We start from the raw sequence: 16202 nt of genomic DNA on the forward strand, positions 1-16202 counted from the left end.
CTGGCCTTAAGCCGCTTCTTTCGCGTCGCGAACAGCAGCCAGAGTGCGGACCAGCTTGCCAGCAGCAGCTTCTTTCATGGTCGACATCAGACGTGCCAGTGCTTCTTCGTAAGTCGGCAGCGTTGCCAGACGGTCAATTTGTGCCGCCGGGATCAGCTCACCTTCAAAGGCTGCAGCTTTGACCTCAAAGTTTGCATTCGCTTTCGCGAACTCTTTGAACAGACGAGCAGCAGCGCCCGGGTGTTCCATAGAGTATGCAATCAGGGTCGGACCAACAAACGTGTCTTTCAGGCACTCGAATGGAGTACCTTCAACGACGCGGCGCAGCAGGGTGTTACGAACAACACGCATGTAGACGCCAGCTTCACGACCTGCTTTACGCAGTTCAGTCATTTTATCAACGGTAACGCCACGGGAATCCGCAACAACCGCTGAAAGCGCGCCTTTGGCTACTTCGCTAACTTCAGCAACAATTGCTTGTTTGCCTTGAAGATTTAATGCCATTAGCTTTGCTCCTGGATTTGACCGGGAAAATTTCCCGGAACTCACTTCACTTACACACCCGAAGGCCGTAAGCGCGTTACACGGTGAGCAGAATCCAGTGAAGAAAAAATTCTTTTTGGTTCTGTCACCGTCTACGCAGGATATTAAGCATCACTTCCGAAGAGGTTCTGCTCCTGCGGTCTTGGACGGAGGCCAGGATCAGGCCTGGCTCCAACCTTAGTCGCTGAATGACAAGGTGTTTAGACCTGTGCACTCCGCGACTATGAATTTGGGTTCTGAATTGACGGATCAACCAGAACAACGGGCGTAAGATTCTAGATGAATTTTTCGCCCGTTACAAGCAGCAATTAGTTTGCTGCTGCGTTCAGACCAGCCTGGTCAACGGCAACGCCGGCGCCCATGGTGGTAGAAATGCTGACTTTCTTGATGTACACGCCTTTCGCCTGAGCAGGTTTAGCTTTTTTCAGCGCAACCAGCAGAGATTCCAGGTTTTCTTTCAGTTTGTCAGCATCGAAGTCCACTTTACCAATGGTGGTGTGGATGATGCCGTTTTTGTCGTTACGGTAACGAACCTGACCCGCTTTAGCGTTTTTCACAGCTTCAGCAACGTTAGGAGTTACGGTACCAACTTTCGGGTTTGGCATCAGACCACGTGGGCCCAGAACCTGGCCCAGCTGGCCAACAACGCGCATTGCATCCGGAGAAGCAATAACAACGTCAAAGTTCATTTCGCCTTTCTTGATCTGATCAGCCAGGTCTTCCATACCTACCAGCTCAGCGCCAGCTGCTTTAGCAGCTTCAGCGTTTGCGCCCTGGGTAAAGACGGCAACACGTACTGAACGACCAGTACCGTGTGGCAGAACGGTCGCACCGCGTACGTTCTGGTCAGATTTACGTGCATCGATGCCGAGGTTAACAGCAACGTCCACGCTCTCTACGAATTTAGCGGTAGCCAGTTCTTTCAGCAGAGCAACAGCTTCGTTGATGTCATACTGTTTAGTCGCATCAACTTTGTCACGGATCACGCGCATGCGCTTGGTCAGCTTAGCCATTTCTTAGTCCTCCACTACCAGGCCCATGGAACGAGCAGTACCTTCGATAGAGCGAGTCATCGCTTCTACGTCAGCACCAGTCATGTCCGCAGCTTTGGTTTCTGCGATTTCACGTACCTGAGCACGAGTTACTTTACCGACTTTATCTTTGTTCGGCTTACCAGAACCAGACTTGATGCCTGCTGCTTTTTTCAGCAGAACGGCAGCCGGAGGCGTTTTGGTAACGAAGGTGAAAGAACGGTCGCTGTATACGGTGATAACTACTGGAGTCGGCAGACCTTTTTCCAGTGATTCTGTTTTGGCGTTGAACGCTTTACAGAATTCCATGATGTTAACACCCTGCTGACCCAGAGCCGGACCAACTGGTGGGCTCGGGTTAGCCATACCAGCTGCAACCTGCAGCTTGACGTAGGCTTGTACTTTCTTGGCCATGATATTTCCTCTATTGGGTATAGCGCCTGGCGAACAGGCTCCCCGTGATAACGATTTACACGCTGTTGCCAGCGCATAAAAACAAAAGGCGCGAAATTATAGGTAAATTTCGCGCCTTCCGCAAGAGCTAAAAAGTGAACAAAAGGCTTAGCCTTTCTCCACCTGAGCAAAGTCGAGTTCTACCGGCGTTGCACGGCCGAAGATAGAAACAGAAACCTTCAGGCGGCTCTTCTCGTAATCCACTTCTTCGACCACACCATTGAAGTCGGCAAACGGGCCGTCGTTGACACGCACCATCTCGCCTGGCTCGAACAGCGTTTTCGGACGCGGCTTATCACCCACCTGCTGCAGGCGGTTCATGATCGCATCCACTTCTTTATCACTGATCGGTGCCGGACGGTCAGAGGTACCACCAATGAAGCCCATTACACGCGGTACACTGCGCACTAAGTGCCAGCTGGCGTCATTCATCACCATCTGGACCAGTACGTAACCAGGGAAGAATTTGCGTTCGCTTTTGCGACGCTGGCCGCCACGGATTTCCACGACTTCTTCAGTCGGCACCATGACTTCGCCAAACAGTTCTTCCATGTTGTGCAGTTTGATATGCTCTTGCAGCGACTTGGCTACGCGGGCTTCAAAACCGGAAAACGCCTGAACGACGTACCAGCGTTTTTTTGGAGCTTCAGACATCTCAGAACCTCAGGCCAGTGATAAACGATACCAGACGGACCAGAATACCATCCAGCCCCCACAAAATCAGTGACATCACGGCAGTGACCGCGGCAACGATTAACGTGGTGTGCAATGTTTCCTGGCGAGTTGGCCAGATGACCTTACGCATTTCGGTTCTTGCTTCACGTGCAAAAGCCACGGTTGCTTTGCCTTTGGTGGTCAGCAACGCAATGCCGCCCGCCGCAGCGATCAACACCACGACAGCCAGCGCGCGTAAAGGCAGTGTCACATCGCGATACAGGTAGTTACCGACGATTGCTACCAGCAGCAATGCGATCACAACTACCCACTTTACCGCTTCCAGGCCGCGCCCGCTCCCTTGAGCTTCGGTATTCGCACTCATAAACCAACCTGCCACAATAATTCAGAAACTATTCTGCCCCGCAGAGCGAGGCATCCAAACCGAATGCGCTTTTGGGCATAACTCGGTATCCAGCGCCGTAATACAGAGCCTGTCTCAGCAATGATTATGATCGAAAATCACTGATGAGCCAGGTTCTGGTTAACAGCGTACAAAAAGGGCATCAAATGATGCCCTTTCCGTGTGCATTGCGTCAAATATTATCGCTATTACGCGATAACTTTAGCAACAACGCCCGCGCCAACGGTACGGCCGCCTTCGCGGATTGCGAAACGCAGACCTTCGTCCATTGCGATTGGATGGATCAGGGTAACAACCATTTTGATGTTGTCGCCTGGCATTACCATCTCAACGCCTTCTGGCAGCTCTACTGAACCGGTTACGTCAGTGGTACGGAAGTAGAACTGTGGACGGTAGCCTTTGAAGAACGGAGTATGACGGCCGCCTTCGTCTTTAGACAGAACGTAAACTTCTGACTCGAACTGGGTGTGTGGCTTGATGGTACCTGGCTTAGCCAGAACCTGACCACGCTGGATCTCTTCACGCTTGATACCGCGCAGCAGAACACCACAGTTCTCGCCTGCCTGACCCTGGTCCAGCAGTTTGCGGAACATTTCAACACCGGTACAGGTAGACTTGGCAGTCGCTTTGATACCTACGATTTCTACTTCGTCGCCCACTTTCACGATGCCGCGCTCAACACGACCGGTAACAACGGTACCACGGCCAGAGATTGAGAATACGTCTTCGATAGGCAGCAGGAACGGCAGGTCGATAGCACGGACTGGATCCGGGATGTAGTTATCCAGGTGCTCAGCCAGCTCAACGATTTTCGCTTCCCACTCAGCGTCGCCTTCCAGCGCTTTCAGCGCAGAACCGCGTACGATTGGGGTATCGTCGCCAGGGAAGTCGTAAGCAGACAGCAGGTCACGCACTTCCATCTCAACCAGTTCCAGCAGCTCTTCGTCATCAACCATGTCGCACTTGTTCAGGAACACGATGATGTAAGGAACGCCAACCTGACGGCCCAGCAGGATGTGCTCACGGGTCTGAGGCATTGGGCCATCAGTCGCAGCAACAACCAGGATCGCGCCGTCCATCTGCGCAGCACCAGTGATCATGTTTTTCACATAGTCGGCGTGGCCTGGGCAGTCAACGTGTGCGTAGTGACGGGTCGGGGTTTCATATTCAACGTGAGAGGTGTTGATGGTGATACCACGAGCCTTCTCTTCTGGCGCGTTATCGATCTGATCGAATGCACGTGCCTGGCCGCCGTAGGTTTTTGCCAGAACGGTGGTGATTGCCGCAGTCAGAGTGGTTTTACCGTGGTCGACGTGACCGATGGTGCCCACGTTTACGTGCAGTTTGTTACGTTGAAATTGCTCTTTAGCCATCGCTTGTCCCTCTAAGACACGGATATATCAAAGATATCGTCACATTAACCAGGCAAAACCTGATGTTAGTTTTACAGAGAGAGAATCAGGAGAGAGATAAAGGAAGTGGTGCTGATACCCAGAGTCGAACTGGGGACCTCACCCTTACCAAGGGTGCGCTCTACCAACTGAGCCATATCAGCACATCTGGAGCGGGCAGCGGGAATCGAACCCGCATCATCAGCTTGGAAGGCTGAGGTAATAGCCATTATACGATGCCCGCATCCTGGAACTCGGCTACCTGTTCTTTCTGTAGCTTATGAATAATAAAAGAAGACCTTCTATTATTCGAGCCAGTCAGAGTTTCTGACTGACGGTGATCACGCTACTGCGCAATCTGAATTCGAAGGTGAGAGAGTTGAACTCACCCATCAGATAAGCCTTTATCTGACGCTCAACCGAGAGGTTGAGATGGTGGTGGGAGAAGGATTCGAACCTTCGAAGTCTGTGACGGCAGATTTACAGTCTGCTCCCTTTGGCCGCTCGGGAATCCCACCTACTTGATGGTGCCGGCTACCGGAATCGAACTGGTGACCTACTGATTACAAGTCAGTTGCTCTACCAACTGAGCTAAGCCGGCATCAAGTGACGCGCATTCTAGGAAGACCGGGTTCAGGATGCAACAAAAAAATTGCTAAATTTGCACTACCGCTTACTATTTGTGCAAATCCTCGCAAAACGCCCCGCCAGTGCAGCAAAAAGCAGCAAACATGGTGTGTTTTTCCGCCAGCCCACAGCCTGATTATTCTTTAATACCGCGTTAGCCTCATACTGTGATCATAAAAATGCGGGCCTGCTTACGAAAGCGTGCTCAGGTTTATCATTTTACTTCTTTTTAAAGTCACACTGGTGTTACCCTCCTGCCCATTGTTCTCGTTAAATTACCCCTGTGACGTGCAACTGAGTTCGACACATCGCTGTATGCCTGTTGCTGCAAGGTGTTGATGAGCCAGAATTTGCGGTCAGATGCATGCTTATGAGTAAAAAAACGACGCCACTGACGACGCCCTACCTGCAGTTTGATCGCCAGCAGTGGGCTGCGCTGCGAGATTCTGTACCGATGACGCTGGCCGCCAGTGAAATTGAACGGCTGCGCGGTATCAATGAAGATCTTTCGCTGGAAGAAGTTGCCGAGATCTATCTGCCGCTATCACGTCTGCTGAACTTCTATATCAGTTCAAATCTGCGCCGTCAGGCGGTGCTGGAGCAGTTCCTTGGCACCAATGGCCAGAAGATCCCTTACATTATCAGTATTGCCGGCAGTGTCGCCGTCGGTAAAAGCACCACCGCCCGCGTGCTACAGGCGCTGCTTAGCCGCTGGCCCGAACACCGTAAGGTGGAACTCATCACCACCGATGGCTTTTTGCACCCTAATGCGGTGCTGAAAGAGCGCGGCCTGATGAAGAAGAAAGGCTTCCCGCAGTCGTATGATATGCATCGACTGGTGAAGTTCGTATCGGATTTGAAATCGGGCGCCAGTCAGGTCACCGCACCGGTGTATTCACACCTGATTTACGATGTCATCCCGGATGGCGATAAGGTGGTGCAGCAGCCGGACATCCTGATTCTGGAAGGGCTGAACGTCCTGCAGAGCGGTATGGATTATCCGCACGATCCGCATCATGTATTTGTCTCAGATTTCGTCGACTTTTCAATATATGTTGATGCGCCAGAAAATTTATTAGAGCGCTGGTACGTTAATCGCTTTCTTAAATTCCGCGAAGGTGCCTTCAGCGATCCGGACTCTTATTTCCACCACTATTCTCAGCTGCCTGAAGAGGAAGCAGAGAGTATTGCACGTGGGTTATGGAAAGAGATTAACTGGCTGAATTTAAAAGAAAACATCTTACCTACGCGAGAGCGGGCCAGCCTGATCATGACCAAGTCTGCGGATCATGCCGTGCAAAGCGTGCGGTTACGAAAATAGTATTAAAAACGCCCTGCTTTATCAGGGCGTTTAATGCGTCACTGTTTACTGTGTTAATTAGCGGGACGTAATGAGATCTCGCCACCGACCCAGGATTTAATCTCACCATCCTGTTCCAGCAATAAACCGCCCTGCTTATCAATTCCGCGCGCAATGCCATGCACTTCACGATCGCCAATCAGCAGTTTCACCGGACGATGGATAAAGTTATCCAGCGCTTCCCAGCGGCCGACAAACGGCGCCAGCCCATCCCGTTCAAATAGAGGTAAAGCTTCACGCAGACGGTTTATCATCCTGGCGGCGAGTTCGTTACGATTGATCTCGATGCCGGCTTCCTGCAGATTGATCCAACCCTGATTGATTTCCGCCGTGCCTTCGCCCCGCATCACCAGGTTGATCCCCGCGCCCATCACAATTTGCGCCGCATCGCCGGTTTTACCGGTGAGCTCAACCAGAATACCCGCCAGTTTACGATCCTGCAGATAGAGATCATTTGGCCACTTAACGCGGACGTCTGCCGCGCCCAGTGACTGGATAACCTCTGCCATCACGATACCAATCACCAGGCTCAGGCCCATTGCCGCAGCTGGTCCCTGCTCCAGTCGCCAGTACATGGACATGTAGAGATTGGCGCCAAACGGCGAGAACCATTTCCGTCCGCGCCGGCCGCGCCCGGCCTGTTGATATTCCGCGATGCACGCATAGCCGGAGTTCAGCTGGTCCATGCGATCGAGTAAATACTGATTCGTTGAGTCAATAACCGGAATCACCGCCAGATCCGCCTGATGCAGATGCGCCAGTATCGCCTCTTCATTCAGCAACTGAATCGGCGCTGGCAGGCTGTAACCTTTCCCTGTCACGGTGTAGACATCGAGGCCCCAGCTTTTCAGCGTCTGAATATGTTTATTCACGGCAGCGCGGCTCATACCGAGCGCTTCACCCAACTGTTCACCAGAGTGAAATTCGCCATCGGCCAGCAGGGCGACCAGTTTTAACGGAACGCTTTGATCTTTCATGAAATCACCTCGACGGCGTTACGCTCGCCCTGCGCGCCAATAAACCGCACCTCAGGCTCCAGCCACACGGCAAATTTTTTCCCCACCTCCTGACGCACATGATGGGCCAGGACGACAATATCCTGCGGTGTGGCATTGTCTTCATTGATCAGTACCAGTGCCTGCTGACGATGCACCGCAGCGCCGCCAAGACGATAGCCTTTCAACGCACACTGATCGATCAGCCAGCCCGCGGCCAGCTTGACCTCACCACTGTGCTGTGGATAGTGCGGCATAGCAGGATAGTGCGTGAGCAATGCCTCTGCCTGCTGAGCGGAAATCAGGGGGTTTTTAAAGAAACTGCCTACATTGCCTGTTATGCGCGGATCGGGCAGCTTACTTTGTCGCATATGGCACACCGCATTGAATACGTCCCACGCGCATACGGTGGCGGGATTGAGCTTCGCCAAATCGCCATAGCTCAGCACCGGTTTCCACTGCTTGGCCAGACGCAGCCCGACGGCCACAATCACATAGTCGTGCTTCATCGCGTGTTTGAAGATGCTGTCGCGATAGCCAAACTGGCACTCATCACGGTGCAGACGCGTGACTGTGCTATCCGGCAGGTGTAACACTTCGACGTACTGGCAAATATCTTTAAATTCAACACCGTAAGCGCCAATGTTCTGGATGGGTGCCGATCCCGTCACGCCCGGAATCAGCGCCAGATTTTCCAGCCCGGTGAGGCCTTTCTTTAAAGTGTGCTCAACCAACTGATGCCAGTTTTCGCCTGCACCAACGTGCAGATGCCAGGCTTCGTCGTGCTCTTCCAGGGTAATGCCTTTAATCGCGTTTATCACCACGCAGCCGGCAAAATCTTCGAGGAACAGGACGTTACTGCCCTCGCCAAGCACCATAAACGGCTGATTATTTTGCTGGCTGGCGTGCCAGGCAGAGGAAATGGCTTCTGCGCTATCCGCAACAACAAGCTTTTCAGCCGCGATTGCAAGACCCAGTGTGTTGAACGCTTTCAGGGAAGTCTGAGGGCTGGACATGTTACGGCCTTTACTGATTAATCTGGCCGTAGTTTACCCGATTGCACGGTTTTACAGTGGGGAGTTTTCGCGTTTTTAGCGGGAAATTTGCCGGAGTACGGACGTAAAAAAGCCCCGGACACTCGTCCGGGGCTTCTTTACTGGTTTGATGCCTGGCAGTTCCCTACTCTCGCATGGGGAGGCCCCACACTACCATCGGCGCTACGGCGTTTCACTTCTGAGTTCGGCATGGGGTCAGGTGGGACCACCGCGCTGTTGCCGCCAGGCAAATTCTGTTTTCGTCCGCGTCTTTCGCGCTCTGACTGCGTTGCCCCGCTCGCGCCGCTCAGTCACATACTCGTGTATGCTCCTTCACGTCGTCTCGCGTGCCGCCCTGTCACAGCACAAAATCCACTGGACGTAATCCGGTGAACAAAGCTGAAAATTCTTCTGTCTCTCAGACCAAAACGCCTCTGGCGTTGTAAGGTTAAGCCTCACGGGTCATTAGTACCGGTTAGCTCAACGCATCGCTGCGCTTACACACCCGGCCTATCAACGTCGTCGTCTTCAACGTCCCTTCAGGACCCTTAAAGGGTCAGGGAGAACTCATCTCGGGGCAAGTTTCGTGCTTAGATGCTTTCAGCACTTATCTCTTCCGCACTTAGCTACCGGGCAGTGCCATTGGCATGACAACCCGAACACCAGCGGTGCGTTCACTCCGGTCCTCTCGTACTAGGAGCAACCCCCCTCAATTCTCCAGCGCCCACGGCAGATAGGGACCGAACTGTCTCACGACGTTCTAAACCCAGCTCGCGTACCACTTTAAACGGCGAACAGCCGTACCCTTGGGACCTACTTCAGCCCCAGGATGTGATGAGCCGACATCGAGGTGCCAAACACCGCCGTCGATATGAACTCTTGGGCGGTATCAGCCTGTTATCCCCGGAGTACCTTTTATCCGTTGAGCGATGGCCCTTCCATTCAGAACCACCGGATCACTATGACCTGCTTTCGCACCTGCTCGAGCCGTCACTCTCGCAGTCAAGCTGGCTTATGCCATTGCACTAACCTCCTGATGTCCGACCAGGATTAGCCAACCTTCGTGCTCCTCCGTTACGCTTTGGGAGGAGACCGCCCCAGTCAAACTACCCACCAGACACTGTCCGCAGCCCGGATCACGGGCCTACGTTAGAACATCAAACATTAAAGGGTGGTATTTCAAGGTTGGCTCCACGCAGACTGGCGTCCGCGCTTCAAAGCCTCCCACCTATCCTACACATCAAGGCTCAATGTTCAGTGTCAAGCTATAGTAAAGGTTCACGGGGTCTTTCCGTCTTGCCGCGGGTACACTGCATCTTCACAGCGATTTCAATTTCACTGAGTCTCGGGTGGAGACAGCCTGGCCATCATTACGCCATTCGTGCAGGTCGGAACTTACCCGACAAGGAATTTCGCTACCTTAGGACCGTTATAGTTACGGCCGCCGTTTACCGGGGCTTCGATCAAGAGCTTCTCCTTGCGGATAACCCCATCAATTAACCTTCCGGCACCGGGCAGGCGTCACACCGTATACGTCCACTTTCGTGTTTGCACAGTGCTGTGTTTTTAATAAACAGTTGCAGCCAGCTGGTATCTTCGACTGGCCTCGGCTCCGGGAGCAAGTCCCCTCACCTACGCGCCAGCGTGCCTTCTCCCGAAGTTACGGCACCATTTTGCCTAGTTCCTTCACCCGAGTTCTCTCAAGCGCCTTGGTATTCTCTACCTGACCACCTGTGTCGGTTTGGGGTACGATTTCGTGTTACCTGGAGCTTAGAGGCTTTTCCTGGAAGCAGGGCATCAGTTACTTCACCGCCGTGGCGGCTCGTCGTCACGCCTCAGTGTTAAAGAAGACCGGATTTGCCTGGTCTTCACACCTGCACGCTTAAACCGGGACAACCGTCGCCCGGATAACCTAGCCTTCTCCGTCCCCCCTTCGCAGTAACACCAAGTACAGGAATATTAACCTGTTTCCCATCGACTACGCTTTTCAGCCTCGCCTTAGGGGTCGACTCACCCTGCCCCGATTAACGTTGGACAGGAACCCTTGGTCTTCCGGCGAGCGGGCTTTTCACCCGCTTTATCGTTACTTATGTCAGCATTCGCACTTCTGATACCTCCAGCATGCCTCACAGCACACCTTCAGCGGCTTACAGAACGCTCCCCTACCCAACAACACATAGTGTCGCTGCCGCAGCTTCGGTGCATGGTTTAGCCCCGTTACATCTTCCGCGCAGGCCGACTCGACCAGTGAGCTATTACGCTTTCTTTAAATGATGGCTGCTTCTAAGCCAACATCCTGGCTGTCTGTGCCTTCCCACATCGTTTCCCACTTAACCATGACTTTGGGACCTTAGCTGGCGGTCTGGGTTGTTTCCCTCTTCACGACGGACGTTAGCACCCGCCGTGTGTCTCCCGTGATAACATTCTCCGGTATTCGCAGTTTGCATCGGGTTGGTAAGCCGGGATGGCCCCCTAGCCGAAACAGTGCTCTACCCCCGGAGATGAGTTCACGAGGCGCTACCTAAATAGCTTTCGGGGAGAACCAGCTATCTCCCGGTTTGATTGGCCTTTCACCCCCAGCCACAAGTCATCCGCTAATTTTTCAACATTAGTCGGTTCGGTCCTCCAGTTAGTGTTACCCAACCTTCAACCTGCCCATGGCTAGATCACCGGGTTTCGGGTCTATACCCTGCAACTTAACGCCCAATTAAGACTCGGTTTCCCTTCGGCTCCCCTATGCGGTTAACCTTGCTACAGAATATAAGTCGCTGACCCATTATACAAAAGGTACGCAGTCACCTAACAGGTAGGCTCCCACTGCTTGTACGTACACGGTTTCAGGTTCTGTTTCACTCCCCTCGCCGGGGTTCTTTTCGCCTTTCCCTCACGGTACTGGTTCACTATCGGTCAGTCAGGAGTATTTAGCCTTGGAGGATGGTCCCCCCATGTTCAGACAGGATACCACGTGTCCCGCCCTACTCGTCGGACTCACAGCTCATGCATCTTCGTGTACGGGGCTGTCACCCGGTATCGCGCGACTTTCCAGACGCTTCCACTGATGCACAAGCTGATTCAGGTCCTGGGCTGCTCCCCGTTCGCTCGCCGCTACTGGGGGAATCTCGGTTGATTTCTTTTCCTCGGGGTACTTAGATGTTTCAGTTCCCCCGGTTCGCCTCGTTTGACTATGTATTCATCAAACGATGATGCACAGAGTGCACCGGGTTTCCCCATTCGGACATCGACGGCTGTAGCGGTTCATATCACCTTACCGTCGCTTTTCGCAGATTAGCACGTCCTTCATCGCCTCTGACTGCCAGGGCATCCACCGTGTACGCTTAGTCGCTTAACCTCACAACCCACAGGCGTTTTGCAACGCTGCGGACTGCAAGCATTTGAGAGACCCGAACGCATCGTGATTCATTTCTTATTACGGAGAAATGAACGCGACGCGTCGTTTCAAATTTTCAGCTTGTTCCGGATTGTTAAAGAGCAATATCTCAAACACGACGTTACCGTCAGTTTTGAGATATTCTGTGGAGACACCTTTCACCTGTCACCAAGCAGTGGCGTCCCCTAGGGGATTCGAACCCCTGTTGCCGCCGTGAAAGGGCGGAGTCCTAACCGCTAGACGAAGGGGACACAAAGTGTCACGACTTCGCAGCCGTCCTGCTCGTTACTTTTCTATCAGACAATCTGTGTGAGCACTTCGCGGGAAGGTATCTTCAGGTAAGGAGGTGATCCAACCGCAGGTTCCCCTACGGTTACCTTGTTACGACTTCACCCCAGTCATGAATCACAAAGTGGTAAGCGCCCTCCCGAAGGTTAAGCTACCTACTTCTTTTGCAACCCACTCCCATGGTGTGACGGGCGGTGTGTACAAGGCCCGGGAACGTATTCACCGTAGCATTCTGATCTACGATTACTAGCGATTCCGACTTCATGGAGTCGAGTTGCAGACTCCAATCCGGACTACGACGCACTTTATGAGGTCCGCTTGCTCTCGCGAGGTCGCTTCTCTTTGTATGCGCCATTGTAGCACGTGTGTAGCCCTGGCCGTAAGGGCCATGATGACTTGACGTCATCCCCACCTTCCTCCGGTTTATCACCGGCAGTCTCCTTTGAGTTCCCGGCCGAGCCGCTGGCAACAAAGGATAAGGGTTGCGCTCGTTGCGGGACTTAACCCAACATTTCACAACACGAGCTGACGACAGCCATGCAGCACCTGTCTCAGAGTTCCCGAAGGCACCAAAGCATCTCTGCTAAGTTCTCTGGATGTCAAGGCCAGGTAAGGTTCTTCGCGTTGCATCGAATTAAACCACATGCTCCACCGCTTGTGCGGGCCCCCGTCAATTCATTTGAGTTTTAACCTTGCGGCCGTACTCCCCAGGCGGTCGACTTAACGCGTTAGCTCCGGAAGCCACGCCTCAAGGGCACAACCTCCAAGTCGACATCGTTTACGGCGTGGACTACCAGGGTATCTAATCCTGTTTGCTCCCCACGCTTTCGCACCTGAGCGTCAGTCTTCGTCCAGGGGGCCGCCTTCGCCACCGGTATTCCTCCAGATCTCTACGCATTTCACCGCTACACCTGGAATTCTACCCCCCTCTACGAGACTCAAGCCTGCCAGTTTCAAATGCAGTTCCCAGGTTAAGCCCGGGGATTTCACATCTGACTTAACAGACCGCCTGCGTGCGCTTTACGCCCAGTAATTCCGATTAACGCTTGCACCCTCCGTATTACCGCGGCTGCTGGCACGGAGTTAGCCGGTGCTTCTTCTGCGGGTAACGTCAATCGGCAAGGTTATTAACCTCACCGCCTTCCTCCCCGCTGAAAGTACTTTACAACCCGAAGGCCTTCTTCATACACGCGGCATGGCTGCATCAGGCTTGCGCCCATTGTGCAATATTCCCCACTGCTGCCTCCCGTAGGAGTCTGGACCGTGTCTCAGTTCCAGTGTGGCTGGTCATCCTCTCAGACCAGCTAGGGATCGTCGCCTAGGTGAGCCATTACCCCACCTACTAGCTAATCCCATCTGGGCACATCCGATGGTGTGAGGCCCGAAGGTCCCCCACTTTGGTCTTGCGACGTTATGCGGTATTAGCTACCGTTTCCAGTAGTTATCCCCCTCCATCGGGCAGTTTCCCAGACATTACTCACCCGTCCGCCACTCGCCACCCAAAGAGCAAGCTCTTCTGTGCTGCCGTTCGACTTGCATGTGTTAGGCCTGCCGCCAGCGTTCAATCTGAGCCATGATCAAACTCTTCAATTTAAAGTTTGATTTGCTGCAACGAGTGCAGCGATGCTCTGTGAATTAAACTTCGTAATGAATTACGTGTTCACTCAGCAAAGACTTGATATTTTTTAAAGCCCGTAGGCTTGTGATATCAATCCTGCGAGTGCCCACACAGATTGTCTGATAAATTGTTAAAGAGCGGTGCGACGCGGCGTTCGGCCTGCTGTCGCGAGGTGGCGTATATTACGCTTTCCTCCTTCAGAGTCAAACACTTTTTTCAGCGTTTTTCTCCGGCGGGGTGAATCACTTCACGCCCTGCTGAGCCGCCTGCGTTGCCGCTTTGCCGTCTCAGTGGTGGCGCATTATAGGGCGTTAATTCTGGCTGACAAGGGTTTATTGCAAAAAAATGATCGTTCGGCCTAAATTTCACCACTACGCGTTATTTTGCGGCAATTTGCCTGGTAACTGTGCGAAATCCTGGGCAAAACGCGTGACTTTCTCCCAGTCGGTGTATTCAACTTCCTTCGATGTATCCGTTTCGCCGCCGGTCATACGCATAATGAACTGAATCATGATGCGATCGAACCAGCGATAGCGTGGATAGCGCAGCGCACCGGCAAACACCGCACAGCGATCCGGTTGCCACGGTGACTGCGCCAGGAACTTACGCGTATAGGCATTGGTTTCCGGCGTGCACTTATCAGCTTTGCGCGCAGTAAGATTGACGCTGAAAAAGCCGCTGACGCGCTGCTGCAGTGCCGCCTTATGTTGCGTGACGAATTTCATCAGCTCGGGCTGGAAGTGACCATAGCGAATCGAGGCGCCAATCAGCACGCGATCATACTGTGCCCACTCCACCTGCGGTGCCTGCGCCAGATCCAGCACATCACACAACTGCTGCGGTGTCAGCGTGCGGGCAATACGCGCCGCGATTTCACGGGTTTGCCCGTCACGGCTGGAATAAAGAATTAACGCTTTCATCACTCATTCCTGTTTTATTATTCGCGCCAGAAGGTAGGCGTGAACAGCACCAGCAGCGTGAACACTTCAAGGCGTCCAAACAGCATGGTGGAGATTAAAATCCACTTGGCGACATCATTCATCGACGTGAAGTTATCTGCCACCACACCCAGCCCCGGGCCAAGGTTGTTCAGCGTCGCCGCCACCGCGGCGAAGGCCGAGAAGTCATCCACGCCGGTGGCGATAATCGCCAGCATGCTGACCAGAAACACCAGCGCGTAAGCCGAGAAAAAGCCCCACACCGCTTCGAGAATACGTTCCGGCAGCGCACGGTTCCCCAGCTTAATGGTATAGACCGCATTGGGATGCACCAGGCGTTTCAGTTCGCGCGACCCTTGCTTACACAGCAGCAGAATACGAATCACCTTCAGGCCACCGCCGGTCGAACCCGCCATACCGCCAATAAAGGCTGAACACAGCAGCAGCACCGGCAGGAACAGCGGCCAGCGCGCAATACTGTCGGTGGTAAAGCCCGCCGTCGTCGCCATCGATACCACCTGGAAAAACGCCTGATTGAGGGTTTGCCAGCCGCTGGAATAGACATTATGGAACCACAGCACCAGGGTACAAATCAGCACCAGCGTCAGCTGCACGCCAATGAACATGCGGAATTCCGGATCGCGCCAGTAGACTTTCAGGTTTCGCCCGCTGAGCAACGAGAAGTGCAGGCCGTAGTTACAGCCGGAGATCAGCAGGAAAATCGCCACGATGGTATTAATGGTCGGGCTATTGAAGTAGCCGATGCTGGCATCATGGGTAGAAAAACCGCCGATGGCGATGGTCGAGAAGCTGTGGCCGATAGCATCAAACATCGGCATGCCCGCCAGCCACAGCGCCAACGCACAGGCCACCGTCAGCAGCACATAAATCAGCCACAGGGTTTTCGCCGTTTCGGCAATCCGCGGGCGCATTTTGTTATCTTTCAGCGGCCCCGGCATTTCGGCGCGATACAGCTGCATACCACCGACGCCAAGAATCGGCAGAATGGCCACCGCCAGCACGATGATCCCCATGCCGCCAAGCCACTGCAGCATCTGGCGATAGAACAGAATCGCTTTGGGCAGCGAGTCGAGCCCTACTAACGTAGTGGCACCGGTGGTGGTTAAGCCAGAGAACGATTCGAAGAAGGCGTCGGTCACCGACAGATGTGGCTGCTCGGCGAAGATAAACGGCATTGCCCCCACGCTGCCCAGCACGGTCCAGAACAGCACCACAATCAGAAAGCCTTCACGCGGTTTCAGCTCACTTTTTTGTTTGCGGTTGGGCCACCACAGCAGCGAACCGATGACGATCGCCATCATAAACGTCTGACTGAACGCGCGCCCGGCACCGTCGCGATAAATCAGGGCCACTAAGCCAGGCAGGATCATGGTTACCGAGAACAGAATCACCAGCAGGCCCACGATGCGGGTAATGGCGCGAAAATGCATTCAGCCG

General features: G+C 53.5%; 11 protein-coding genes, 5 tRNA genes and 3 rRNA genes. 1 reads left to right on the forward strand and 18 read right to left on the reverse strand.

All coding sequences use genetic code 11. The features are described 5' to 3' along the window. Positions 1-6: 6 nt before the first annotated feature. The 10 genes from rplJ to AC6I8P_RS18210 form a co-directional block, all read right to left on the reverse strand. Complete coding sequence (gene rplJ / locus AC6I8P_RS18165) at positions 7-504, reverse strand: 50S ribosomal protein L10 (protein ID WP_021508207.1); 498 nt, start codon at positions 502-504, stop codon at positions 7-9. A gap of 347 nt (positions 505-851) precedes the next feature. Continuing rightward, entirely contained in the window at positions 852-1556 is a 705-nt protein-coding gene (gene rplA, locus AC6I8P_RS18170; RefSeq protein ID WP_021508208.1) for a 50S ribosomal protein L1, read from the reverse strand. 3 nt (positions 1557-1559) lie between these two features. Further along, complete coding sequence (gene rplK, locus AC6I8P_RS18175) at positions 1560-1988, reverse strand: 50S ribosomal protein L11 (protein WP_013507401.1); 429 nt, start codon at positions 1986-1988, stop codon at positions 1560-1562. 147 nt (positions 1989-2135) lie between these two features. After that, on the reverse strand, positions 2136-2681 hold the full coding sequence (gene nusG / locus AC6I8P_RS18180) for a transcription termination/antitermination protein NusG (protein ID WP_010616908.1): 546 nt from the start codon (positions 2679-2681) through the stop codon (positions 2136-2138). A gap of 1 nt (position 2682) precedes the next feature. Continuing rightward, positions 2683-3066 (reverse strand): preprotein translocase subunit SecE, encoded by a 384-nt coding sequence (gene secE, locus AC6I8P_RS18185; RefSeq protein WP_021508209.1) that lies wholly within the window; start codon positions 3064-3066, stop codon positions 2683-2685. Positions 3067-3293: 227 nt separating this feature from the next. Further along, positions 3294-4478 carry an elongation factor Tu gene (gene tuf, locus AC6I8P_RS18190; RefSeq protein WP_022547082.1) on the reverse strand — a complete coding sequence of 395 codons (1185 nt, stop codon included), beginning with the start codon at positions 4476-4478 and terminating at the stop codon, positions 3294-3296. Between the two features lie 106 nt (positions 4479-4584). Further along, positions 4585-4660, reverse strand: a tRNA-Thr gene (locus tag AC6I8P_RS18195). A gap of 5 nt (positions 4661-4665) precedes the next feature. Continuing rightward, a tRNA-Gly gene (locus AC6I8P_RS18200) sits at positions 4666-4740 on the reverse strand. Between the two features lie 189 nt (positions 4741-4929). Next, positions 4930-5014 (reverse strand) — tRNA-Tyr (locus tag AC6I8P_RS18205). A gap of 7 nt (positions 5015-5021) precedes the next feature. Then, positions 5022-5097, reverse strand: a tRNA-Thr gene (locus AC6I8P_RS18210). A 396-nt stretch (positions 5098-5493) separates the two neighbouring features. Between AC6I8P_RS18210 and coaA the strand changes: the two genes are divergently transcribed. Next, a complete protein-coding gene (gene coaA, locus AC6I8P_RS18215) occupies positions 5494-6444 on the forward strand; it encodes a type I pantothenate kinase (RefSeq protein WP_058759911.1) in 951 nt (316 codons plus the stop codon). A 53-nt stretch (positions 6445-6497) separates the two neighbouring features. On the opposite strand, the gene birA is transcribed toward coaA, so the two are convergent. The 8 genes from birA to trkH all read right to left on the reverse strand — a co-directional run bounded on the left by birA (position 6498) and on the right by trkH (position 16195). Then, positions 6498-7460: a bifunctional biotin--[acetyl-CoA-carboxylase] ligase/biotin operon repressor BirA gene (birA, locus tag AC6I8P_RS18220; protein ID WP_498030854.1), complete on the reverse strand. Its 963-nt coding sequence runs from the start codon at positions 7458-7460 to the stop codon at positions 6498-6500. Then, positions 7457-8494, reverse strand: a complete 1038-nt coding sequence (gene murB / locus AC6I8P_RS18225) for a UDP-N-acetylmuramate dehydrogenase (RefSeq protein ID WP_264249742.1) — start codon at positions 8492-8494, stop codon at positions 7457-7459. Before murB ends, birA begins: the two co-directional genes overlap by 4 nt. 150 nt (positions 8495-8644) lie before the next feature. After that, positions 8645-8760 (reverse strand): 5S ribosomal RNA (gene rrf / locus AC6I8P_RS18230). Positions 8761-8956: 196 nt separating this feature from the next. Continuing rightward, positions 8957-11861: ribosomal RNA gene (locus AC6I8P_RS18235) — 23S ribosomal RNA — on the reverse strand. 215 nt (positions 11862-12076) lie between these two features. Continuing rightward, positions 12077-12151, reverse strand: a tRNA-Glu gene (locus AC6I8P_RS18240). 88 nt (positions 12152-12239) lie between these two features. Continuing rightward, positions 12240-13781, reverse strand: a 16S ribosomal RNA gene (locus AC6I8P_RS18245). Together the 16S, 23S and 5S rRNA genes with 1 tRNA gene alongside form the textbook arrangement of a ribosomal RNA operon. Before the next feature lie 396 nt (positions 13782-14177). Beyond that, positions 14178-14726, reverse strand: a complete 549-nt coding sequence (gene hemG / locus AC6I8P_RS18250) for a menaquinone-dependent protoporphyrinogen IX dehydrogenase (RefSeq protein ID WP_058781596.1) — start codon at positions 14724-14726, stop codon at positions 14178-14180. A 17-nt stretch (positions 14727-14743) separates the two neighbouring features. Next, positions 14744-16195, reverse strand: coding sequence for a Trk system potassium transporter TrkH (trkH, locus tag AC6I8P_RS18255; RefSeq protein WP_021506935.1), 1452 nt, complete (start codon positions 16193-16195; stop codon positions 14744-14746). Positions 16196-16202: the final 7 nt, after the last annotated feature.

It is taken from the genome of gamma proteobacterium symbiont of Lampromicra miyakona, from assembly GCF_059730895.1.